At 68.2% G+C, this 22,561-nt stretch carries 22 protein-coding genes; 17 read left to right on the top strand and 5 right to left on the bottom strand.

Going from position 1 to position 22,561, the window contains the following annotated elements:
- Nucleotides 1-91: 91 nt before the first annotated feature.
- The 7 genes from AC2YHT_RS00585 (at nucleotide 92) to cckA (ending at nucleotide 9,045) form a co-directional block, all read left to right on the top strand.
- Nucleotides 92-868 carry an ATP-binding cassette domain-containing protein gene (locus AC2YHT_RS00585; RefSeq protein ID WP_487287677.1) on the top strand — a complete coding sequence of 259 codons (777 nt, stop codon included), beginning with the start codon at nucleotides 92-94 and terminating at the stop codon, nucleotides 866-868.
- Nucleotides 861-2,405, top strand: coding sequence for a glycine betaine ABC transporter substrate-binding protein (locus tag AC2YHT_RS00580; protein WP_487287676.1), 1,545 nt, complete (start codon nucleotides 861-863; stop codon nucleotides 2,403-2,405). Before AC2YHT_RS00585 ends, AC2YHT_RS00580 begins: the two co-directional genes overlap by 8 nt.
- 58 nt (nucleotides 2,406-2,463) lie before the next feature.
- The gene (locus AC2YHT_RS00575) at nucleotides 2,464-4,137 is read left to right on the top strand and encodes an alkaline phosphatase family protein (protein WP_487287675.1); all 1,674 of its coding nucleotides are present in this window, start codon (nucleotides 2,464-2,466) and stop codon (nucleotides 4,135-4,137) included.
- Nucleotides 4,138-4,683: 546 nt separating this feature from the next.
- Complete coding sequence (gene fliQ / locus AC2YHT_RS00570; protein WP_110120873.1) at nucleotides 4,684-4,947, top strand: flagellar biosynthesis protein FliQ; 264 nt, start codon at nucleotides 4,684-4,686, stop codon at nucleotides 4,945-4,947.
- Between the two features lie 13 nt (nucleotides 4,948-4,960).
- A complete protein-coding gene (gene fliR, locus AC2YHT_RS00565) occupies nucleotides 4,961-5,716 on the top strand; it encodes a flagellar biosynthetic protein FliR (RefSeq protein WP_110120872.1) in 756 nt (251 codons plus the stop codon).
- A 9-nt stretch (nucleotides 5,717-5,725) separates the two neighbouring features.
- Nucleotides 5,726-6,808, top strand: coding sequence for a flagellar biosynthesis protein FlhB (flhB, locus tag AC2YHT_RS00560; RefSeq protein WP_110120871.1), 1,083 nt, complete (start codon nucleotides 5,726-5,728; stop codon nucleotides 6,806-6,808).
- A 173-nt stretch (nucleotides 6,809-6,981) separates the two neighbouring features.
- The gene (gene cckA / locus AC2YHT_RS00555; protein ID WP_487287674.1) at nucleotides 6,982-9,045 is read left to right on the top strand and encodes a cell cycle histidine kinase CckA; all 2,064 of its coding nucleotides are present in this window, start codon (nucleotides 6,982-6,984) and stop codon (nucleotides 9,043-9,045) included.
- Between the two features lie 123 nt (nucleotides 9,046-9,168).
- Here the strand turns inward: cckA and AC2YHT_RS00550 are convergent, their stop codons facing one another.
- Nucleotides 9,169-9,720 carry a GNAT family N-acetyltransferase gene (locus AC2YHT_RS00550; protein WP_487287673.1) on the bottom strand — a complete coding sequence of 184 codons (552 nt, stop codon included), beginning with the start codon at nucleotides 9,718-9,720 and terminating at the stop codon, nucleotides 9,169-9,171.
- Nucleotides 9,721-9,792: 72 nt separating this feature from the next.
- Here AC2YHT_RS00550 and AC2YHT_RS00545 point away from each other — a divergent pair, with 72 nt between their 5' ends.
- The 8 genes from AC2YHT_RS00545 (at nucleotide 9,793) to AC2YHT_RS00510 (ending at nucleotide 18,007) form a co-directional block, all read left to right on the top strand.
- The gene (locus AC2YHT_RS00545) at nucleotides 9,793-10,173 is read left to right on the top strand and encodes a YybH family protein (RefSeq protein ID WP_487287672.1); all 381 of its coding nucleotides are present in this window, start codon (nucleotides 9,793-9,795) and stop codon (nucleotides 10,171-10,173) included.
- Nucleotides 10,174-10,916: 743 nt separating this feature from the next.
- Nucleotides 10,917-11,522, top strand: a complete 606-nt coding sequence (locus AC2YHT_RS00540; protein WP_487287671.1) for a hypothetical protein — start codon at nucleotides 10,917-10,919, stop codon at nucleotides 11,520-11,522.
- Nucleotides 11,523-11,588: 66 nt separating this feature from the next.
- Nucleotides 11,589-12,035 carry a hypothetical protein gene (locus AC2YHT_RS00535; protein ID WP_487287670.1) on the top strand — a complete coding sequence of 149 codons (447 nt, stop codon included), beginning with the start codon at nucleotides 11,589-11,591 and terminating at the stop codon, nucleotides 12,033-12,035.
- Between the two features lie 4 nt (nucleotides 12,036-12,039).
- A complete protein-coding gene (locus AC2YHT_RS00530; RefSeq protein WP_487287669.1) occupies nucleotides 12,040-14,103 on the top strand; it encodes a cysteine peptidase family C39 domain-containing protein in 2,064 nt (687 codons plus the stop codon).
- 18 nt (nucleotides 14,104-14,121) lie between these two features.
- Nucleotides 14,122-14,559, top strand: coding sequence for an EF-hand domain-containing protein (locus AC2YHT_RS00525; RefSeq protein WP_110120864.1), 438 nt, complete (start codon nucleotides 14,122-14,124; stop codon nucleotides 14,557-14,559).
- Nucleotides 14,559-15,341, top strand: coding sequence for a Fic family protein (locus tag AC2YHT_RS00520; RefSeq protein ID WP_487287668.1), 783 nt, complete (start codon nucleotides 14,559-14,561; stop codon nucleotides 15,339-15,341). The genes AC2YHT_RS00525 and AC2YHT_RS00520 overlap by 1 nt, the downstream gene beginning before the upstream one ends.
- Before the next feature lie 84 nt (nucleotides 15,342-15,425).
- The gene (locus tag AC2YHT_RS00515) at nucleotides 15,426-17,612 is read left to right on the top strand and encodes a TonB-dependent receptor domain-containing protein (RefSeq protein ID WP_487287667.1); all 2,187 of its coding nucleotides are present in this window, start codon (nucleotides 15,426-15,428) and stop codon (nucleotides 17,610-17,612) included.
- A 23-nt stretch (nucleotides 17,613-17,635) separates the two neighbouring features.
- Nucleotides 17,636-18,007: an EF-hand domain-containing protein gene (locus AC2YHT_RS00510; RefSeq protein WP_487287666.1), complete on the top strand. Its 372-nt coding sequence runs from the start codon at nucleotides 17,636-17,638 to the stop codon at nucleotides 18,005-18,007.
- Nucleotides 18,008-18,069: 62 nt separating this feature from the next.
- Here AC2YHT_RS00510 and AC2YHT_RS00505 read toward each other — a convergent pair whose 3' ends face one another.
- Nucleotides 18,070-18,282 (bottom strand): hypothetical protein, encoded by a 213-nt coding sequence (locus AC2YHT_RS00505; RefSeq protein ID WP_487287665.1) that lies wholly within the window; start codon nucleotides 18,280-18,282, stop codon nucleotides 18,070-18,072.
- 477 nt (nucleotides 18,283-18,759) lie between these two features.
- Between AC2YHT_RS00505 and AC2YHT_RS00500 the strand changes: the two genes are divergently transcribed.
- Nucleotides 18,760-19,752, top strand: coding sequence for a cell wall hydrolase (locus AC2YHT_RS00500; RefSeq protein ID WP_487287664.1), 993 nt, complete (start codon nucleotides 18,760-18,762; stop codon nucleotides 19,750-19,752).
- Here the strand turns inward: AC2YHT_RS00500 and AC2YHT_RS00495 are convergent.
- Nucleotides 19,715-20,512, bottom strand: a complete 798-nt coding sequence (locus tag AC2YHT_RS00495) for an SDR family oxidoreductase (protein WP_487287663.1) — start codon at nucleotides 20,510-20,512, stop codon at nucleotides 19,715-19,717. The genes AC2YHT_RS00500 and AC2YHT_RS00495 overlap by 38 nt on opposite strands.
- An 85-nt stretch (nucleotides 20,513-20,597) precedes the next feature.
- Entirely contained in the window at nucleotides 20,598-20,780 is a 183-nt protein-coding gene (locus AC2YHT_RS00490) for a YegP family protein (RefSeq protein ID WP_110120140.1), read from the bottom strand.
- Nucleotides 20,781-20,925: 145 nt separating this feature from the next.
- Between AC2YHT_RS00490 and AC2YHT_RS00485 the strand changes: the two genes are divergently transcribed.
- Nucleotides 20,926-21,477: a DUF1003 domain-containing protein gene (locus AC2YHT_RS00485; protein ID WP_487287662.1), complete on the top strand. Its 552-nt coding sequence runs from the start codon at nucleotides 20,926-20,928 to the stop codon at nucleotides 21,475-21,477.
- A 115-nt stretch (nucleotides 21,478-21,592) separates the two neighbouring features.
- Here the strand turns inward: AC2YHT_RS00485 and AC2YHT_RS00480 are convergent, their stop codons facing one another.
- On the bottom strand, nucleotides 21,593-22,534 hold the full coding sequence (locus tag AC2YHT_RS00480) for a GlxA family transcriptional regulator (RefSeq protein ID WP_487287661.1): 942 nt from the start codon (nucleotides 22,532-22,534) through the stop codon (nucleotides 21,593-21,595).
- Nucleotides 22,535-22,561 lie beyond the last annotated feature (27 nt).

The following is a 22,561-nucleotide window of genomic DNA, read 5'->3' as shown; positions in this document are numbered from 1 at the left end:
CCCCCGTTAACCCGTATTAACGCGTCTGATTTGGCTTGGTGCAAGCGGGACGGCTTGTCGCAGCGGCCGCTAGCGCGGAAGGTGAGGGGGCATGAGCTCCGCTCCAGTCCCCGCCATCGTTCTCGAGAAAGTCGGCAAGACGCACGGCGACGCCGTGGCGCTGGAGGCCGTGGACCTGTCGATCGCCAGGGGGCAGTTCGTGGCCCTGGTCGGCGGATCGGGGGCGGGCAAGACCACCCTGCTCAAGACCATCAACGCCCTGGCGACGCCGACGACGGGCGTGGTGCGGGTGGACGGCCAGGCGGTCGGCGCGCTGGACGGATCGGCCCTGCGGCGGCGGATCGGCTACGTCTTCCAGGAGATCGGCCTCTTCCCGCACATGAGCGTCGCCGAGAACATCGGCGTGGTTCCGGATCTGCTGGGCTGGCCGAAGGCCGAGATCGCCGCGCGGGTGGACGCGCTGCTCGACCTGGTGGACCTGCCGCGCGCGCTCGCCGGACGTAGGCCCTCAGCGCTTTCGGGCGGACAGAGGCAAAGGGTGGGCGTGGCCCGGGCGCTGGCCGGGCGGCCGTCGATCCTGCTGATGGACGAGCCGTTCGGGGCGCTGGATCCGATCACCCGCACCGCCCTGGGCGACGACGTGCGGCGGCTGCATGAGACCCTGGGGCTGACCACGGTGATGGTCACCCACGACGTGGCCGAGGCCCTGCTGCTGGCCGACCGTGTGGTGGTGCTGGAGCACGGGCGGATCATCGCCGACGCCGCGCCGCGCGACCTGATGGCCGGCCACGCCGATCCGCGCGTCGAGGCCCTGATGGCCGCCCCGCGCCGCCAGGCCGAGCGGGTGAGGGCGCTGCTGGATGGCTGAGCTGCTCGCGCTTTTGCCCCAGCGCCTGGCTTGGCACGCGGCGCTGTCGGCGGCCGCCCTTTTGCTGGGCCTCGCCGTCGCCCTGCCGCTGGGTTTCGCCGCGGCCAAGCGGCCGGGGCTGCGCTGGATCACGCTGGGCGCGGCGAGCCTGGTGCAGACCGTGCCGAGCCTGGCCCTGCTGGCGCTGTTCTATCCGCTGTTGCTGCTGGCCTCGAACCTGGCCAAGGCGACGTTTGGCTTCGGCTTTCCGGCCCTCGGCTTCCTGCCGGCGTGGCTGGCCCTGGCGCTCTACGCCATGCTGCCGATCCTGCGGAACACGGCGGCGGGCCTGTCGGGCGTCGATCCGGCGGTGACGGAAGCGGCCAGGGGCGTGGGCATGACGCCGCGCCAGAGCCTGCTGCGGGTCGAGCTGCCGCTGGCCGCGCCGGTGATCCTGGCGGGCGTGCGGACGGCGGCGGTTTGGACCATCGGCGGGGCGACCCTGGCCACGCCCGTCGGCCAGACCTCGCTGGGCGACTACATCTTCTCGGGGCTGCAGACCGAGGCCTGGGACATGGTGCTGGTCGGCTGCGCGGCCTCGGCGGCGCTGGCCCTGGTGGTCGACCAGCTGCTGGGCCTGGTCGGGCGCGGGATCGAGCAGCGCCGGCCCATGCTGTGGGGCGGGGCGCTGGCGGCGCTCGGTCTGGGTCTCGTCGCGGCGCTGGCGCCGATCGCCGCGCCGACCCTGACGCCGCGCCCGCAGGCCTATGTGGTCGGGGCCAAGAACTTCTCCGAGCAATATGTGCTGGCCGAGCTGATCGCGAGCCGGCTGGAAGGGCAGGGCGCGCGGGTCGAGCGGCGGATCAATCTGGGCTCGGCCGTGGCCTATCGCGCCCTGGCCGCCGGCGAGATCGACGCCTATGTCGACTATACCGGCACCCTGTGGGCCAACGTCCTGCATCGCACCGACAATCCCGGCCGCCAGGCGGTGCTGGACGCCCTGCGCACCGAGCTGAAGCGCCGCGACGGCGTCGTGCTGGCCGCGCCTTTGGGCTTCGAGAACGCCTACGCCTTCGCCATGAAGCGCCAGCAGGCCGAAAAGCTCGGCGTGAAGAGCCTGGTCGACCTGGCCGCCAAAGCGCCGGATCTGGTCATGGGCGGCGACCTGGAGTTCTTCTCGCGGCCGGAATGGAAGGCGGTCGAAAAGGCCTATGGCCTGAGGTTCAAGGCGCGGCGGCAGTTCCAGCCGACCTTCATGTACCGCGCCCTGGCCTCGGGCGAGGCTGACGTGATCTCGGCCTTCTCCAGCGACGGGCGCATCGCCGCCGACGACCTGGTAGTGCTGGAAGATCCGAAGGGCGCGTTGCCACCCTATGACGCGGTGCTTCTGGTGTCGCCCAAGCGGGCGGATGATCCGCGCTTGAAGGCGCTGGCGGCGCAACTGTCGGGCAGCCTGTCGGTGCAGGCCATGCGGCAGGCCAATTACGCCGTCGATCGCGACAGCGACAAGCGCTCGCCGGCCGATGTCGCGCGCGAATTGAGCGACGACATTCCCTGAACACCGTCCGCCCAAGCTTCGTTTGCGACGCTTTTGTGAATGGGGCAGGTTGCACGCCATGAGCAAGCTTACCCACACGGCGGCGCTTTCGGCGCTGGCCGGCGTCGCCCTATTCGCTTCCGTGCCCGCTCAGGCGGCAGACCAGGTGAAGCCCAATCCCAAGCTGGTGGTGGTGATCTCCATCGACCAGTTCAGCGCCAATCTGTTCGAGCAGTGGCGCGGCCAGTGGAAGGGCGGCCTGGGCAAGCTGGGCCGCGAGGGCGTGGTCTATCCCAACGGCTATCAGTCGCACGGCATGACCGAGACCTGCCCGGGCCACTCCAGCCTGCTCACCGGCGCCTATCCCAACCGCACCGGCATCGTCGGCAACAACTGGTACGACCCCGAGACCGGCAAGAAGTCGTACTGCCTGCTCGACACCTCGGTGACCCTGGCCGCGCCGTCCGACCAGGACCCGGTCAGCGACAAGAACCTGATGGTCGGCACCTATGGCGACTGGCTGAAGGCGGTGTCGCCCAGGAGCCGCGTCTACGGCGTCTCGGGCAAGGATCGCGGCGCGATCACCATGGCCGGCCACAAGGCCGACGGCGCGTTCTGGTACCAGGCCGGCTACGGCTTCAACACCTTCGTGCGTCCCGGCGAGGACGCGGCGACCAAGCTTGCGCCCGTGGCCGCGCTAAACGCGCGCCTGGCCGCCGAGCAGAAGAAGAAGCCCTTCGTCTGGACCTACGAGAACAAGGCTTGCGCCGCGCTCGAAAAGACCTGGACCACGGGCGACCGCACCTGGGACGCCAAGCTGCCCCGCCCGCTGCCGACCAACGAGGCCGAGACCCTGCGCGACCTGGCCGCCAGCCCCTATACCGACGCCGTGACCCTGGAGGCCGCCGCCGCCCTGCGCGACGAGTTCGGCCTGGGCGACGGCCCGCAGGTCGATGTGCTGACCGTCAGCCTGTCGGCCACCGACTTCATCGGCCACCGCTACGGCACGCGCGGTCCGGAGATGTGCGATCACCTCAGCCGCCTGGACGCGCGCCTGGACACGTTCCTGAAGCGCATCGAGAAGGCCAAGGGCGAGGTGCTGGTGGTGCTGAGCGCCGATCACGGCGGTTCGGACTTCCCCGAGCGCCTGCACGACGAGGGCTATGACGTCAGCCGCATCGCCACCTCGGCCTGGCTGAAGGGCCTGAACGCCCAGCTGCGCACCGATCTGGCGCTGGACTACGATCCGGTGATCGCGCCGGGCGGCATCGACACCCTGGTGATCGTCGGCGCCGACAAGAAGGTGCTGCCGGCCACGGAGCGCGCCCGCGTCGCCTCGGCGGCCCTGGCCCTGGTGCGCGGCCGCCCCGAGGTGGCCGAGGCCTATGAGATCAACGACCTGCTGACCACCCCGCCGGTCGCCAAGGGCACGCCGCCCGACACGATCAGCGTCAAGGAGCGCCTGCGCCGTAGCGCCTGGCCGGGCCGCTCGGGCGACATCCTGGTGGCCTTCAAGCCGAACCTGGTGCCGGCCACGGCGGCGGCGACCTATGTCGCCACCCACGGCACGCCCTGGGACTACGACCGTCGCGTGCCGATCCTGTTCTGGTGGAAGAGCGCGCAGGCCCGCGAACGCATCCTGCCGATCGAGACGGTCGACATCGCCCCGACCATCGCGGCGGTGACCGGCGTGCCGGTTCCGACGCCCATCGACGGCCGCTGCCGGCCGCTGGGCGCGGGTCACGATTGCTGATCTAGGGTTTAAGGGGAGCGCCGGCGGCGTTCCCCCTTTTCCGTAAAACCCCCGCGAAAGCGGGGGCCCAGGCTTTTTCTGAAACGCGCAGCGCTCGACGATAAAACACCTGGGTCCCCGCTTTCGCGGGGATTTTACGGTGTTTGGAATGTCGGAAAGCGCTGTCGTCCTAACGCGCGAGCACGAATCCCAGCACGTCGGCGCCGATGAAGGCGATGATGGCCCAGCCTATGGCCAGGCCGGCGAACGGGTGGCGCTGCCACCAGTGCAGCTTGATTTCCGATTGCATGACAGTTCCCCAACTGATGGATGCATTCTGTACGCGATCGGATAGTTTCGCCAGCAACTATCGGGCGGCGCCGCTAGGTAAACCCGTGTGGCGGGATGTCGCAGGTCCGCGGGCAACCTTGCAGCGACCAAGCGCCGCGCCCGGCTTACGACCGGAAAGGGCGTCGTGTTAACAGTCCCTAACTCCCTGTTAACCATGTCGACCCCATGGTGCGGGCCGTACCAAAACCGTCCAGAGCGCCCGCAGAAAGCCCGTTCATGACCGGAGCCGAAGTCCTCGACGTGGGTCGCGACGCGATCTGGCTGACTTTGCAGCTTTGCGCGCCGGTGCTGATCGTCGGCCTGGTGGTCGGGGTGGCCATCGGCCTTTTCCAGGCCCTGACCCAGATCCAGGAACAGACCCTGGTCTACGCGCCCAAGATCGTCGCCATCTTCATCGCGCTGCTGCTGTGCCTGCCGCTGATGGGAGCCCTGATGTCGGGCTTCATGCGCCAGATCGCCGCCCGCATCGCGGCGATGTAGGGAAGGGCGGGGCGTGGACAGCTTCGCGACGACCGCTCAGGTCTATGTCGCCGGTCTGGTCTTCGCCCGGATCGGGGCCATGCTGATGCTGATGCCGGGCATCGGCGAGACGGCCGTGTCGCCGCGCATCCGCCTGGCCCTGGCCCTGCTGATCGCCCTGGTCATCACCCCGACGGTCGCCAAGGGCGTCGGTCCGCTGCCGACCACGGTGGGCGGTCTCGCCGGCCAGCTGATCCACGAGATCCTGATCGGCCTGATGATCGGCGCGGTGCTGAAGATGTTCATGAGCGCCATGACCACGGCGGGCGAGATCATCTCGATGCAGACCACGCTGTCGTTCGCCCAGACCACCAACCCTATGGGCGTGCAGTCGAGCACGGCGGTGGCCACCTTCCTGTCGATGCTGAGCCTGACCCTGATCATGGCCACCGACCTGCATCACCTGTTCATCGCCGCGATGGCGCGGTCCTACGACCTCTTCCCGTTCACCAAGAGCGTGCCGGTCAACGACGCCGCCGCCCTGGCGGTGCGCACCGTGGCCCAGAGCTTCACCCTGGGCGTGCAGCTGGCCGCCCCGGTGATCGTGTTCTCGATCGTCTTCAACCTGGCGACGGGTCTGGTCGGGCGGGTCATGCCGCAGTTCCAGATCTTCTTCGTCACTTCGCCGCTCAGCGTGATCCTGGGTCTTTCGTTGCTCGCCCTTTCGTTGGGCGGCATCGCCATGGTGTGGAGCGATCGCTACCGCGATCTGCTCAACGTCTTCAGTTAGGAGGGCGCCGTGGCCGACGACACAGACGACGCCTCGAAAACAGAAGAACCGACACAGAAGAAACTTTCGGACGCCCGGAAGAAAGGCGACGTTCCCAAAAGTCCCGACTTCTCGCAGCTGGCCTCGCTGGCCGGCGCGTTCGGCGTCGTGGTCATCGCCGGCGGCTGGCTGGCGCGCGACCTGGTTTCGGCCCTGGTGCCGTTCATCGCCCACGCCGGCCAGATGGACGTCGAGGGCGGCGCCAATCTGATCGCCAAGAAGGTGGTGATGGCGGCGCTGCCGCCGCTGATCCTGGTGATGCTGGTCTCGGGCTTCATGGGGGCTGCGGCCAACATCGCCCAGTCGGGCTTCCTGTTCTCGGCCGAGAAGATGAAGCCGGACTTCGCCAAGCTGAACCCGCTGAAGGGCCTGGGCCGGATCTTCGGGCCGGACGGCCTGATGCAGTTCGCCAAGTCGGCCGTGAAGTTCATCGTCACCGGGATCATCGCCTGGTTCGTGCTCAAGCCCGACGCCAAGGAGGTGATCGGCCTGGTCGGCATGGATCCGGCGGCCATGCTCCCGCTGGCCATCGACCTCTGCAAGAAGCTGTTCTGGTCGGTGCTGATCTTCCTGCTGGTCACCGCCGGCTTCGACTGGTTCTGGCAGCGGATGCGCTTCAACAAGCGCATGCGCATGACCCTTCACGAGGTGAAGGAAGAGCACAAGCAGTCGGACGGCGACCCGCACATCAAGGCCAAGCGCCGCCAGATCCAGATGCAGCGCTCGCGCCAGCGGATGATGCAGGCCGTGCCCAAGGCCACCGTCGTCGTCATGAACCCGACCCACTACGCCGTGGCGCTGAAGTACGAGCAGGGCGAGACCCCGGCCCCGATCTGCGTGGCCAAGGGCGTCGACGAGCTCGCTTTGAAGATCCGCGCCCTGGCCGAGGAGTCCGGCGTGCACGTGCTGGAGGATCCGCCCCTGGCCCGCGCCCTCTACGCCGCCGTCGAGATCGACCAGCAGATCCCGGCCGAGCACTTCGAAGCCGTCGCCAAGGTCATCGGCTTCGTGATGAGCAACAAGAAGGCCAAGCGGCGCGCCTGGGCCGACTGACGGCTCGCCTGACCCTCCGGGTGCTTGTCCGGAATCATCGGGACATCACATTTTCGCCGTAGAATCAGAGACCTGCTTTCTGAACGCGCTCTTGCGCCGCGTAAGGAGTATCCTTACCGGACGAATCGTCGGGGCCTTCATCCCCGCCAAGTTGCAGAAGGATTTCGGTCGGCATGGCCGAGACGCCCGCGAAAGACATGACGGCGGCCCGCCGCCGCGCCGACCCCCTGATCTGGGGCGCGGCGATCTTCTTCGTCCTGGCCGCTGGCTTCGCCACGGCCCCGGCCCTGAGCGCCGGACCCGCCACCCTGGCCGGCCTGCTGCTGCTGGCCGGCGTCGCCGGCGTGGCGATCCTGGGGCTGGTGGCGATCCGCGCCTCGGCCGCGCACGACAACGGCCTGGACGTGGCCGACAGCTTCATCGAGGCGCTTGGCGAGCCTGCGGCCCTGACCGTCGCCGACGGCCGCATCCTGGTGGCCAACCAGGCCTGGCGCGACACCATGGGCGAGGCTCGCCGCCTGCCCAAGGACGCCGCCCTGTTCTCGGCCCTGACCCGGGCCCGCAAGGGCGAGACCGCCGAGGCCCTGGTCGTGCTGGCCGGCCAGGAGCGCCCGGCCGTGGCGGCCCGCGTGGCCGGCGGCCGTCTGCTGGTGCGCCTGCCCGTCGCGGCTGAACCGGTGGCCGCTCCGCTGCCGCCCGTCGCCGTTCCCATTCCCCAGGCCGCGCCGCCGCCGCGCGCTCTGGACGCCTTCTCCGGCGCCTCGCCGTTCGGCGCCGCCCTGCTGGAGGGGCTGGACCCCTTCAACTCTCAAGTGCTCGAGGCCAATCCGGCCCTCTCGGCCATGACTGGCGCTGTGCGCGCGGGCATGACCCTGGGCGAGCTGATCGACCCGCCGTCGCGCACCGAGGCCGAGACCCGCCTGGCCGAGGGCAAGGCTGGGCCCTTCGAGGTGCGGCTGGCCCGCGATCCCTCGCGCATCGCCCACCTCTATCTCTACCGCGCCGAAGGGCGGCTGGTGGCCTATCTGATCGACGTGTCGGAGCAGAAGCAGATCGAGCTGCAACTGGCCCAGGCCCAGAAGATGCAGGCCATCGGCCAGCTGGCCGGGGGCGTGGCGCACGACTTCAACAACCTGCTGACCGCCATCCAACTGCGCCTGGACGAGCTGCTGCACCGTCACCCGGTGGGCGACCCCTCGTACGAGGGTCTCAACGAGATCCGCCAGACCGGCGTGCGGGCCGCCGACCTGGTGCGCAAGCTGCTGGCCTTCTCGCGCAAGCAGACCGTCCAGCGCGAGGTGCTTGAGCTGGGCGAGCTGATCTCGGAGTTCGAGGTCCTGCTGCGCCGCCTGCTGCGCGAAGACGTCAAGCTGATCACCGACTACGGCCGCGACCTGCCGCAGGTGCGGGCCGACAAGAGCCAGCTCGAGACGGCGGTCATGAACCTGGCCGTCAACGCCCGCGACGCCGTGCGCGCGGCCAAGGGCGGCGGCGTCGTGCGCATCCGCACCGCGCGCCTCAACGAGGACGAGGCGCGTAGTCTCGGTTTCCCCGGCGCCGAGGGCGACCAGGCCTTCATCGAGGTCAGCGACGACGGCCCCGGCATCCCGCCCGAGGTGATGGGCAAGATCTTCGACCCGTTCTTCACCACCAAGCCGGTGGGCGAGGGCACGGGCCTGGGCCTGGCCACCGTCTACGGCATCGTCAAGCAGAGCGACGGCTGGATCCACGTCCACAGCCGTCCGGGCGAGGGCGCGGCCTTCCGTATCTTCCTGCCGGTGCACGAGCCGACCCCGGCCCAGGCCGCCGCCGCGGCCGTCGTAGCCGCCGAGCCGCCCAAGCCTCGCGCCGCCCGCGACCTGTCGGGCGCCGGCCGCATCCTGTTCGTCGAGGACGAGGACGCCGTGCGCGGCGTCGCCGCCCGGCTTCTTCGCGCCAGAGGCTACGAGGTGCTGGAGGCCAGCGACGGCGAGGAAGCCCTGGTCATCGCCGAGGAGAACGCCGGCAAGATCGACCTGCTGATCAGCGACGTGATCATGCCCGGCATCGACGGCCCGACCTTGCTCAAGAAGGCGCGCGGCTATCTGGGCAACGCGCCGGTGATGTTCATCTCGGGCTACGCCGAGGCCGAGTTCAGCGACCTGCTGGAAGGCGAGACGGGTGTGACCTTCCTGCCCAAGCCGATCGACATCAAGACCCTGGCGGAGCGGGTGAAGCAGCAGCTTCAGGCGGCGTAAGCCTCTCCCATCCGTAAAATCCCCGCGAAAGCGGGGACCCAGGCTTTTTCTGCCACCCACGGCGCTCGACGATAAAACACCTGGGTCCCCGCTTTCGCGGGGATTTTACGGGTAGAGGAAGCCTCACCCCCGTCGCAGCAGCACCGTCGGGCTTTCCTTGTAAGTGGTGCGGGCCTGTTCGACGAAGCCGGTCTTGGCCGCCAGGGCCAGGGAGGCGGCGTTGTCGGGGTGGATGATGCAGACGACGGGACCCGCGCCCCAGCGGGTTTCGCCCCAGGCCAGGCCGGCGTTCACGGCCTCGGTTCCGAAGCCCTGGCCGTGCATGCGGCTGGCCAGCACCCAGCCCATTTCCGGCACGTCTTCGAAGGACGGGGTGATGTCGCGATGGAAGTCGGCGAAACCGACCTCGCCGACATAGCGGCCGGTGGCGGTCTCGCGCACCGCCCAGTAGCCGTAGCCGAGCAGGGCCCACAGCCCCCGGGCGCGCAGCAGTCGGGCCCAGCTTTCCTCGCGCGTCGAGGCCCGGCCGCCGACATAGCGATAGACCTCCGGATCGGACCACATGGCGACGCTGTCGTCGAAGTCGGACAGCTGCGGCGGGCTCAGGGTCAGCCGCGCGGTGACCAGGACGGGCGGGGCGGAAGCGCGGGGGGCGATATCGTCGAGGGGCGGCATCGGGGTCCGGGTTTGCGGAGGAGCGACGGCGCAGCCTATATCGCCGTGCAGCACTAGGGGACCCGCAAGTTCATGACCTCGCCGCAGGACGCCGTCGCCGCCCGCCGCAAGCTCACCAACCGCCTGATCGCGGGCAAGGACGCGGGCCGGCTGGTCCCGTTCTTCCTGCCCGACGCCAAGCTGATCGCCGGCGACGGCTCGCTGCTGCTGGGCCGAGACCAGATCATCGAGGCCTTCGCCGGCCAGTTCGCCGACCGCGACTTCGTCTCCTATGTGCGCACCAGCGAACTGATCGAGCTCGACGCCGATGGCGCGCGGGCGGCCGAGCGCGGGCGCTGGGTCGGGAACTGGAAAGGCGAGGGCGCGACCCAGAGCGGAACGTATCTGGCCACCTGGCGCAAGATCGCCGGGCAGTGGGTGATCGAGAACGAGCTGTTCGTGACCCTCTCCTGATCCTTCTCCCCGCTTGCGGGGGATGAGGCGATCGACTCAAGGCTCCTGTCGGACCCAGATCCGTCCCCGTTCATGGAGAGCCGCCCGGTCGCCGTGGCGCCTGCCGGAGGCTCGCGGCGAGGCAGGGGTGCGAAAAAATCGCTCAACCCGTCATTGCGTCCGAGGCGCCTGACGGCGGGTCCACCGCGGTCGGACGCCGGTCGTGATCGCCTTCGCCGTGCGGCATGAAAATACAATCTATCCGATTGTTTTTCGGGAAGTTTTGTCGGTGTGGCCGCACGCTCGATCACGTTCCCGACGATGCGTCGCTGCGCTTGAAGTCGCCTTTTGGGGTCAATGCGTCGTCGTGAGCGGCGGCCAGAATTTCCGCAAAATCCGCTTTCTTATGAGGTTGAGGCATATAAACATACAACTAGCACTTGTCATACCGACGGTTGTTGCGCTACCGAAAGCAAGCTGGGGTTGTCCCAGTGAACTCAACTAGGGGGTTGTTCTAATGTCCTTGCTGAGCGATGCGCTGCTTTCGGAAGTCAGCGGCGGTTACGATACCAGCACCTGCTACTATGAAGACTGCTGGACTTACTGCGAAGAATACTACATCGAGTTCGAAGATGGTAGCTCGTACTATGAATTCTGGTGCTACACCGAATGCTACTACTTCATCGGCCCCTGCTAATAGCTGGGTTTGCTTTGGTCTATTGATCGAGGCTGATGCAAAGGTTCACGGCGCCCTTCGGGGCGCCGTGAACCGGCAGCCTCGCCCGGAAAGCCTGAGTTCCGATGTTGTACGAGTATTTCTCTCCGACGCGGTCGATGACCGGCTTGAACTGGCGGAACTCAGGCGCGCCCTGCTTCCGGCCAGCCTGGATGTCTTCGACCTGCACGAAGGACGCGACTGGATCGGCGCCGACGATTTCCTTCGGTTGTCCGACGCGGCGGGGTTCCCGACGGATGGGCGCGGGCCACGTGTGGTCGTCCCGGCCGATCGTCAGGACCTGCTGGACGCCGTCCTGGCGCGGCGCGGCCAGACCGGCGGCGTCTTTCTCGGAGGGCTTGGTTCGTGGCGGGCTTTCTTCGGGAGCGATCGCTGCATGCAACTGACCAAGCGCTGGGCGCTGATGGACGATCCGACCTTCCGCCTGGAGCCGATGGCGACCTTCGCCAACTTCGCCGCTGTCGGTCAGATTGATCGCACTTGGGTTGAGTGGCAGCTATTGGATCGGACGACCGCCGAACGTCCGTCTTCCGTCGATGACGTCCTCGCGATCGATCTCGCGCGGGGGCTGCCGCTCGAGAAGGAACGGGTCGCGGCCTATTTGACCGCTTTGAAGCGGATGCTGGGGGGCTGAGCTTTGGTGAAGTATCGGGAAGCGGCCCTGCTGGGGCGGCGTGGCAGATGGGATCGGACGGCGCGCTTGCAGTCGTTCGACTGGCGCGCTCCCGTCGCCGTGGGGGTCACCGCCGCCCTGGTCGGGTTTCTGCTCACGGGCATCGCGACCTCCAACCAGGTGGTGCTGCCGGTCGACGCCGCCGATCCGCGCGCTTTGACGATCGGCAGGCCCGAGAACACGATCGACATCTTCTTCTTCGGGCGCAACGAGCAGCCCTGCGGCGTGGTGCTGGCCTTCAAGGCCGATCCGGGGATCAAGCCGCTGATCAGCCAGGCGCAGGTGGTTCGGGTGGCGCCCGGGCCGTCGAGCCGCAAGTTCTTCATGGCGAGCGTGGAGCTGGACGGCGACATGGTTCGCCTGTCGCCGAAGGACGTCTGCCTGAAAGCGCCGTTCGCGCCGGCGATCATCGAAACGGGCGCGCCCCCGACCAACATCCTGGCGCGACTGATTTCCGGAACGGAGGCGGGATAGGAGCATGGGACGCGACGCGATCTACGTCAATCAGCTCAACGCCGGCGAATGCGGCGTGGCCTGCCTCAACGCGGTGCTGGCCGCGCGGGGCGTTTCGGGTTTCCTCAACCGGGCCCGCTACGAGCGGCTGATCTCGGCCGAGGGCAGCACCCTGCTCGACATCAAGCGGATGGCCGAGGCCGAGGGCATGACCTGCCAGGCCCATTTCGTCGAGCTGGACGAACTGGCCAAGCTGCCGCTGCCGGCCGTGCTGCACTGGAACTTCAACCACTACGTCGTCCTGCTGGAGATCGGCGAGCGCTACGTGATCTTCGATCCGGCGGTCGGGCGCATGCGGCTCGACGCCGAGCAGTTCTCGGCCTCCTTCACCGGCTACTGCCTGGTGTTCCCGGACAAGCCGGCCAGGACGTCGTGGGTTCCGACGCTACCGCGGCTGCGCCTTCCCGATCTGGTGGTGCTGCCCACGTTCGCGCTGTCGGCCGTCGTTTCGCTGCTGACGGTGTTGCTGGCGGCCTTTCCGGGTCTGCTGTTCCGTTTCCTGAACGCCAGCGCGATCGAGATCATCGCCCTGCTGGTGGTCGTGGCCTTCGCCGGCGTGGCGTTCATCCGCTATCTCTGCGCGCAGATGATCGCCGGCATGCTGGCGCGCGCGGCCGACGCCGCGGGCCGCCGTGAACGGGCCCGGATCACCGAGCGCTTCGAGCAGATTCCCTTCCATGTCGCCGAAGGCGCCGAGGGCGACGAGGTCGCCGGCGTGCTCTCCAAGCGCCTGGCCAATGTCGACCGCGTGCTGCGGCTGCGGATGGATCAGCCCGTCTCGCTATTCCTGATCGCCGTCGTGCTGTCGGCCCTGGTCTATTTCAGTCCCGTCCTGGCGGTGATCGCCATCGGCGCGGCGATCATCACCGCCGCCACGCGCCTGTTCCTGCAGCGTCGCCAGGAGATGGACGCCAACTACGCCAAGTCGGTCACGGGCTGGGCCCAGGCCGTTCTGCAGGAGAATCTGCGTCACGCCGACACGCTGCGGTCTTCCGGCACGGGCGCGCAGCGCTTCAGTCTCTGGAGGGGACGGGACGACCATTTCCGGGTTCTGCAGATGGACGGCGCCATCAAGCGCGAGGGTGTCGAGCAACTGGCCGAGCTGATCCGGGCGGCGGCCTATCTCGGCTTCTCGTTCTTCAACGTCTTCGCCGTGGTGCGGGGCGTTTACGGCTGGCCGGTGATGATCTCGGTCGCGGCCCTGTTCCACGTCCTATTCGACGCCGTGGTCAGGCTGACGGCGGCGCGGGCCGAATTGGCGCGGATCGAGCGCGACAACCTGGCGCTCGACACGCTGTTCCCCGTCTCGGACGAGGCGGCGAGGACCGCCTCCGGCCAGTTCGTCACGCCAGAGGATCCGGAAGTCGCCCTGAGCCTGGAGGGGGTGTCGTTCCGGCGCAATCGCGGGGCGCGTCCGATCTTCGAGAACCTGGACCTGGCGGTGCGCAAGGGCGAGCGCATCGCGATCGTCGGACGCTCGGGCGCGGGCAAGAGCACCCTGGTGAAGATGCTCGCCGGGCTCTATCCGGCCGACCAGGGCCGGGTCGGGCGCGCCGCCGAGGTCGGCGAGAAGGAGGCGCTGTTCCTGTTCCAGGAAATGGCCGTCTTCAAGGGCTCGATCCTCGAGAACGTCACCAACTTCGCCGCCGAGGCCGACGAGGCCCGGGCCTGGGAGGCGCTCGACAAGATCGGCCTGCGCGCCGTGGTCCAGGGCCTGCCGCTCAAGCTGGAGACGGTGGTTTCGCCGCGCGGGCCGTTGTCGTCGGGCCAGTTGCAGCGGCTGCCCCTGGCCCGCGCGATCTATCTGCGTCCCAAGCTGCTGGTGATGGACGAAAGCACCTCGCACCTGGACGCCGACACCGAGGCCAAGACGATGCTGGCGCTTTGCGAGGTCATTCCGACCATCGTCTACGTCGGACACCGCCCCGGCATCCTGACCTTGATGGACAGGGTGCTGGTCTTGGAGGCCGGGGGGCTGAAACGGCTCGCCAAACCCATGCCCGCCGCGGCCGCGGCGGTCAGAGCGTAAACACCGGGAGATAAGGCAATGAACAAGGCTGTGCGTAACCTCATCGCCGCTGGCGCCGTTCTGCTCTGCCTGGGCGGGGGAGGGGTGTGGGCCCTCACGACCATGGACAAGGGCGTGGCCATCAAGCCGTCGGCCAAGGACACCCGCAAGAACCTCACCAAGATGAACGAGACCCAGGTCCTGGAGTTCGCCAAGACCAGCTTCGTGATGACCGACCGCAACAAGGACGGCTTCATCGAGCAGAGCGAGGCGCCCAAGGCGCGCGTCACGAAGAAGAAGAACGGCGAAGTGGTCAACACCGACACCGGCCCGCAGGTCTGGATCGGCCGCTTCGACAAGAACAAGGACCAGAAGGTCAGCTGGGAGGAGTACCTGGCGAAGGTGCAGTTCCTGGCCAAGAACGGCCGCAAGGAAGAAGACAAGGCCGAGTGCGAGGACTGCAAGCCGATCGTCTGATGCTGCTTTCCTCGCCCATCGGCGCCTTCGTGCGCGAGCGGGACGGCTGGTGCTTCGATCCGCGGATCGCGACGCTGGACGTGGACCCGGATCTGGAGATCTATCTCGGCGACCTGCCGGGACGGCTCCAGGCCCTTTCGCGCCAGGACGCGCCCGACGACCTCGAGGCGCGGCTGGCTCGGGCGTCCGTCGAGACCAGGCCGCCCCTTCGAACCGCGCCCATGCCGGACTCGCGGGCGAAGGCGCAAAGCCGGGCCGCGCCGCTTTCCAGGCGTCGGGTCGAGCAGGCGCGCCTGCGCGCCGGCCTGCACCGGCTGGAGGCCCTCGCGCCGGAGCTGGGCGGGCTGCGCACGCGCCGGGTCAGGGTGCTGGAAAAGGGACCCAAGGGCGGGATCGCCTGCGCGCCGGCCAGGGCGATCCCCGAGCGCCTGAAGGACCTGAGCGCCTTCATCGCTCGTAATCGCCAGCGCTCGTGGCTGCTCACGGCGATATATGCTTACGCGCTGTTCCTTCTGATCCATCCCTACGCGGATGAAAACGGCCGCACGGCGCGCCAGCTCTTCGCCGCCATGCTTCAGACCGGCGATGACGGCGGGACGCCTCTGGCGATCTCGTCCGTGATCATCCTGTTCGAAGGTGAGATGTCCGAAAGGATGAGTAATCTTGTGTTCCGTGGTTCGTGGGCGGAGTTCGTCTCCCGCATAAGCGAAATCATGAGGGCGTACATAGACTTATCTATCGAAGTAACGATGGGCGACTATGGCGATCGCATTGCCGGATAGGGGCGTCATGGGGCGTGTCTTGTTTTGCTTTAATTGGAACACAATCTAAAGTCACAGTAATCGCGTAAAAGTTGGGGGCTTTACATGTCGCTGCGTGGACGTTCGCGCGTGCTGTGCGTCTCGGCCTGCGGCCTAGTCGCGGCCAACATCGCTTTGGTCACGACGGCTCACGCCCAGGCGCCGAGCCCGCCGGCCAAGCCGACCAAACCGGCGCAGGCGGACGCCCCCGCGGTCTCCGGTCTGGTGGTCGAGGCCGCCAAGCCGCCGGCCAATCGCGCCGACCGGCAGACCTATGACGTCAGAAACGACCAGGACGCGCAGAACGGCACGGCGGCGGACGCGCTGAACAAGATCCCCGGCGTATCGGTCAATTCCGAGGGCGGGATCTCCCTGCGCGGCGACAGCAACGTCAAGGTGCTGATCAACGGCCGCGAGACCGCGATGGTCAAGGGCGAGAACCGGGCCCTGACGCTGCAGAGCATGAGCGGCGCGGCGATCAGCTCGATCGAGGTCATGACCAATCCGTCGGCGCAGTTCGGCGCGGACGGCTCCGGCGGCATCATCAACATCGTCACGCGTCGCGACGCGCCGCTGGGCGGCGGCGGTTCGGTGCGCCTGAACCTCGGCGAGGAAGGTCGCTACAACACCGCCCTGGTCGGCTCCTACAACACCGGCGCGGTGACCTACAATCTGACGGCCAACGCCCAGCGCAGCGGCAACGACACCGACAGCAGTTCGGACCGGAACAACATCAACGCCTTGACGGGCGCCTCCACGCGCCTGGCGAGCCGCAACCGCAACAGCGCCGACATCGAGAGCTTCACCGTGACCGGCGGCGCCGACGTCCGCTATTCCGACACCGGCACGCTCGGCGGCGAATTCACCCTGGCCCGCCGCCAGGTCGATTTCGCGATCGACGGCGACACCAGCGTCTATGGCGCGGGCGACGTGCTGGCCAGCCGGTACGACCGGGTCTCGCGCAGCCACACCTCGCGGCGCGACCTCTCGGCCGCCCTCTACTGGGATCTGAAGGGCGACCTGACCGGCGAAGGCCTGAAGATCAACCTGACCTTCAGCCGCAGCCTGGACGACAACGAGCAGGCCTATGTCTCGACCTACAGCCTGCCCGTCGGCCGCCTCCCGTCGTCCAACCGCAACTACCGCGACAACGAGATCGAGATCCTGGGCTTCACCGGCGACTACACCCAGGTCGTCGGCGCGGGCGAACTGAAGACCGGCTGGTCGATCCAGCGGGAGGACGGCCAGCTGGAGACGCGGTTCTACGTGCTGGACCCGTCGAGCGGCGCGCCGACGCTCAACACCGCGCTCTCGAACCGCTTCGACTACACCCAGACCGTCGGCGCCGGCTACGTCACCTACGAGCGGCCGCTGGGCGACAAGTGGCTGGTGATGGCCGGCCTGCGCGCGGAGGGAACCGACCTCGACCTGCGCCAGACCACCACCGGGGTCACGCGCTCCGACGACTATGCCGACCTCTTTCCCAGCCTGCACTTCACCTATGTGGTCTCGCCGGACGCGCGCTGGCGCTTTTCCTACGCCAAGCGCATCGAGCGCCCCAAGCCGCAGGATCTGAACCCGTTCATCGTCTATCGTGACGCCCAGAACTGGACCTCCGGCGCCAGCGATCTGGAGCCGCAGATCAGCCACGGCTTCGAGGCGGGGTACGAATACGGCCGCGGCCAGACCAACTACGCCCTGCGCGCCTTCTATCGCCGCACCAGCGACCTGATCGCCAACGTCAGCCAGATCATCGACGACACCATCGTGCTGACCACGAAGGACAATCAGGGTTCGATGACGTCGCTGGGCCTCGAGGCCTCGCTGGGGCTGCGGCCCATCCGGTCGGTGTCGCTGAACCTGTCGACGACGATCTACGAGGCGAAGATCCGCTCGTCGAACCTCGCTGGAGCGTTCGAGCGCTCGGCCCTTGTCGCCGAATACAAGATCAACGCCTCCTATCGCCTGGACCGCAAAAGCTCGCTGTCGCTGTTCATCTCCTCGCAGGGCAAGCGGCTGACGCGCGAGGAGGAGGTGCGGCCGATCATCATCAGCAGCCTGTCCTACCGGCGCGAGCTCGCGCCGCGGTGGGCGCTGAGCGCGAGCCTGCAAAATCCGCTTCTGCAACAGAAGTGGACCTCTCGCACCACCTCCGACGTGCTGCGCGACCGCACGGTCCGCAGCGATCCCGGCACGACCTTTTACATCGGTCTCACCCGCACTCTGGGCGGCCGTCCCGCCGGCCGCACCTGACGCCAACCCACAGGAGTTCGCCCATGTCCAAACCTGTCGCTTCGATCCTGGCCGCCGTCCTGACGCTCGCCCCGTTCACGACGGCGCTGGCCCAGCCCGAGGGCGCCACGCCCGCCACGCCGCGCCGCATCGACCTCAAGTCGCTGTCTCCCGAGGCCCTGGACAAGTTCCTGAAGGAGAGCTTCCAGCGCACCGACAAGAACGGCGACGGCTTCATCGACTACAGCGAGGCGCCGGATAAGCGCGTCACCAAGACCAAGAACGGCCAGACCATGTCCGAGACGGGCGGCAAGGATCTCTGGATCGCCGACTACGACGAGAACAAGGACAAGAAGGTCTCGTGGGACGAATACCGCAAGTTCACCGTCGCCATGGTGAAGCGGGCTCCCCGCTGAAGCTCGGCGGGCGGGGCTTGGCCGGCAAGGGGGCGCCTGCTTCCGCGAGGAGCAGGCGGATGTCAGCGCCGCTTCTTCGGCGCTGGCTTCGAGGCCGCGTCCACGACCGCTCCGGCGCCTGCGCCCACGACCGCGCCCACCGGGCCGGCGACGACCGCGCCGGCGATGGCGCCGGTGGCCGCGCGCTGTTCCATGTTGTGGCCGCAGGCCGAGGCGAGGGCGGCCAGGGCGAGGATCGCGGCCAGGCGCGGGACGTGCGGCGTGAGACGGGTCATGGGGCTTTCCGAACGGCGAATTTACCGCACGGGTTAACGGTGAGGCTTGGTCGGGGTTCCGACAGAGCGGAACGAACGCGTCGAAAATCCCGCTGCTGCGGCGTTTTCTCGCGCGTCGAGGTTTTTCCTGTGAATCAAAGTGTTAATAGCGCGCGAAGCCGAAAAGCCGGGCAAAATCAATGCCGCAGTGCAGCATGCGCTTGCGACTCGGTCATAGTTCGGTCATAAGGCGAGGCATAAGCAGGATCTCGACCTTATTGCGAACGGTCGAACCTCGCTTCCAGACCGGCCCGATAGTGCTTTTTCCGGGTGTCTTGGAAGTGTTTTTGTCGGGGGGCCGGAGCGCCCTCGTCGCGCAGGACGCAAGTTTTGTTTATCAAGTCGCAGACGTGCGCTGACGCGCGCGGGCTGATCGGCGCCGTTTTGGTTGGGTCCGTCACGGGTCTGGCCTTGGGCGGCGTTTATCTGGCGGGGGGCATGGCCCAGACCGCCTCTCAGCACGCTCGCGTTACGCGCCTGGCCGACGGCGCCGCCGGAAGTTATTCCGAAGCGGCGCTGCATCAGGCCGCGTCTCGCATGGACGCCGGGGCGCTCGCCATCGCCCGCCGCCATGACCCCTATACCGTCGCCGGCGACGCCCAACGCGATCGCCAAGCTTCCCTGCTCGCCGCCCGCCTTCAGAGCGGCGGCGAAAAGTCCGACGACCAACCGCTTCTGCTGCGCGCCAGCCTCGGCGGCGCGTTCAGCCCGGCCGCCGCGCCGTTCCACCTGACCAGCGCCCTCGAAAGCTCGCGCGAACTCGAGTGCCTGGCCCAGGCGGTCTATTACGAAGCCCGGGGCGAGACGCCCAGCGGCCAGGCCGCGGTGGCTCAAGTCGTATTAAACCGCGTACGCCACCCTTCGTTCCCCAAGTCGATCTGCGGCGTCGTGTTCCAGGGCGCCTACGCCCGCACCGGCTGCCAGTTCAGCTTCGCCTGCGACGGCTCGATGCGCAGCCCGCACGAGCGCGGCGCCTGGAACCGGGCCAAGAAGGTCGCCTCGCGCGCCCTGGCCGGCACGGTGATGTCCGAGGTCGGCTCGGCCACCCACTTCCACACCACGGGCGTCGCCCCCAACTGGGGTCCGCGCCTGATGCGCGTCGCCCAGGTCGGCATGCACGTGTTCTACCGCTTCGGCGGCCGCGCCGGGGCGCCGGGGGCCTTCACCGGCCAGCCGCGTCCCTCGACGGTGGACGACCTGCCCGACGCGCCCGTCCTGACCTCTCTGCCCCAGGCCCCCACGGCCGACGGCAAGCCGGTGATCTACGTCGCCAGCGCGCTCTCCGTCGCCAAGACGGTCGAGGGCGGCATGGGCGGTCCGGAAAAGGTCGGCCCCGAGCCGGCCTCGGCCCCGGCCATGCACCCGACCAAGACCGGCTCCGACAAGTCCGACGTCAGGCCGGTTGCGGTTGCGACCGGAGCCGGTTCCTGAGGAACCCGGGGGCCAGGCGGGCCATGAACCGCATCTGCCTGGCCCGCTTTCCTACCAGATAATAGAGCTCGCGGCCGTGGGCCGCCTGCCACACCGTCTGCGCCGCCTCGTCGACGCCGTAGACGGGCATGCCGCTTTTGCGCAGCTCCTCGCCCATGTCGATGTTCTTGCCGGGCTGGGAGTTGTGCAGGATCGGCGTCTCGACGAACCACGGCATCACGCAGGCCACGCCCACGCCATGGGGCGCGAACTCGGCGTCCAGCGCTTCGGAGAGGCCCCGCACCGCGAACTTGGTGGCCGAATAGACCGCCAGGCCCGGCGCGCCATAGATCCCCGCGCACGAAGCCATGTTGAGCAGCCGCCCGCCGCCGGGCGTCGCCTTCAGGAAGGGCAGGCCGGCCCGCGCGCCGTTGATCACGCCGCGGATGTTGACCGCCAGCATCAGGTCGTCGCCCTCGGGATCGATCTCGGCGAAGGCTCCGAAGCGGGCGACGCCGGCGTTGTTGAACAGCACGTCCAGCCGTCCGCCCGAGCGGCTCGTGAAGGCCTGGAGCGCCGGGGTCCAGGCCTCGCGGTCGCGCACGTCGAGGGGATGGACCGAGGCGTCGTCGACGCCGATCTCGGCCTGGGCGCGGGCCAGGCCCGCCTCGTCGATGTCGGACAGGCCGACCAGCCAGCCTTCGCGGGCGAAGCGCCGGGCGCTGGCCAGGCCGATGCCGCTGGCGGCCCCGGTGATGAAGATCGCCTTGCGCGCCGCCATGGCCGTCTCCCCGTCGTTGTTGATTATCGCCGATCAGACAGCGATCGACGGGGAGGGGTCAAGATGACTTGGAGTTTTAGGGGGATCAGTCGTCGCTCTGGTCGTCGGTCTCGGCCGGCGGGCCGTTCTTCTTGATCGACTCGATGGCGTTCTTGGCGCCGGCCTTCGAGGAATAACCCTCGGTCCAGAAGATGTTCTCGCTGTTGTAGACGAAGTAGGCGACGAACTCGCCGGCCTTGTTCTTCTTGATCACGAACTTATGGGCCATCTGGAACTCCCACGATGATGGCGGGCCGTTGGTCGGCCAGCCGACGGATGGGAGCCTCGCGCTCCGGATGCGTTGGTGTCAACCGCGTTGCCGTGACGCTCGGGGCGCCGGATGATGCCGCTTGCACCAAGCGGACGGGATCTCGATGAGCGCCGAAAAACTGGACCACCTGTCGCGCACCCTGCTGGGCGTGTCCTATGGCGATCTCACCGAAGTCCAGCGTAGCGTCATCGACCTGATCGCCGCCGAGGCCCCGACCGCCGTCGCGCCGAGCCTGCGCGAGAAGGAGGGCACCTACTGGGAGCGGCTGGCCGACAAGGTGGCGGCGATCGGCGGCTCCTGGGGCTTCATCGGCAGCTTCTCGGCGATCCTGGCGGCCTGGGTGATCCTGAACCTGGCGCTGATGCCGTTCCACAGGGCCTTCGACCCCTATCCCTTCATCTTCCTGAACCTGGTGCTGTCGACCCTGGCGGCGATCCAGGCCCCGATCATCATGATGAGCCAGAACCGCCAGGCCACGAAGGACCGCGAGGCGGCCGAGCACGACTATGTCGTCAATCTGCGGGCCGAACTGGAGATCATGCGCCTGCACGACAAGCTCGACGCCCTGCGGGTGGCCGAGCTGTCGGAGATGGCGCGGGCCAATGCGGTGTGCCTGGACGAGCTGCGGGCCGAGGTCAGGGCGCTGCGGGGCTAACCCTCTCCCGTAAAATCCCCGCGAAAGCGGGGACCCAGGCTTTTTCTGAAACGCGCGGCGCTCGACGATAAAACACCTGGGTCCCCGCTTTCGCGGGGATTTTACGGGTGAAGGATCAACCCGCCTTCGCCGCGCGCCTCAGCGCCTGGGGCGGCTGGCCGTAGACGCGGATGAAGGCGCGGCGCATGCGTTCGGAGTCGCCGAAGCCGGATTCCAGCGCGATGTCCTCGACCTGCAGGGGCGCGCTGTCGAGCAGGGCGCGGGCGGCTTCGACGCGCAGGCGCTCGATGGCCTTGGCGGGCGTGGCGCCGGTCTCGGCGGTGAACAGGCGGGCGAAGTTGCGCGGGCTCATGGCGGCGCGCTCGGCCAGTTCCTCGACGGTGAGGGGGCGGGCCAGGTTCTCGCGGGCCCAGGCCAGCAGCGGATCGAACCGGCCGCCCTTCATCTCCAGCAGGGCCGAGAACTGCGACTGGCCGCCCGGACGGCGGTGATAGACGACCAGCTGCTGGGCCGTGCGCTTGGCGATCGCTTCGCCGAGGTCGGCGCCGATCATGGCCAGGGCGAGATCGATGCCGGCGGTGATGCCGGCCGAGCTCCAGATCGGGCCGTCCTGCACCCAGATGCGGTCGGCCTCCAGCCGCACGCCGGGAAAGCGGCGCTGGAAGTCCTTGGTGCGGCTCCAGTGGGTGGTGGCGCGCTTGCCTTCCAGCAGGCCGGCGGCGGCCAGGACGTAGGTTCCCGAACAGACGCTGGCCGTGCGCCGGGCGGTGCGGGCGGTTTCGCGGACGTAGGCGAGGGTGGTCTCGCAGGTGGCCGGCGCCTTCACCCCGTCGCCGCCGGAGACCAGCAGGGTGTCGAAGGCGGGCGCCTTGTCGAAGGGCAGGGTGTCGAAGGCCGCGCCGGAACTGCTGGCCGTCCAGCCGCCGTCGCGGGAGACCAGGAACAGGCCGTAGGCGCCGGGATCGAAGCGGGCGGCGATCTCGAAGGCCGAGATCGGGCCGGCGGCGTCCAGCAACTGGAAGCCGGGATAGACCAGCATGCCGACGGCGCGAGGCATTGATTGACCCTGTCTGGCGGTAATGCC

The sequence above is a fragment of the Caulobacter sp. SRI_008 genome (genome assembly GCF_057586355.1).
Note: the sequence above shows the minus strand (reverse complement) of the source record. Positions and strands in the feature narration are given on the sequence as shown.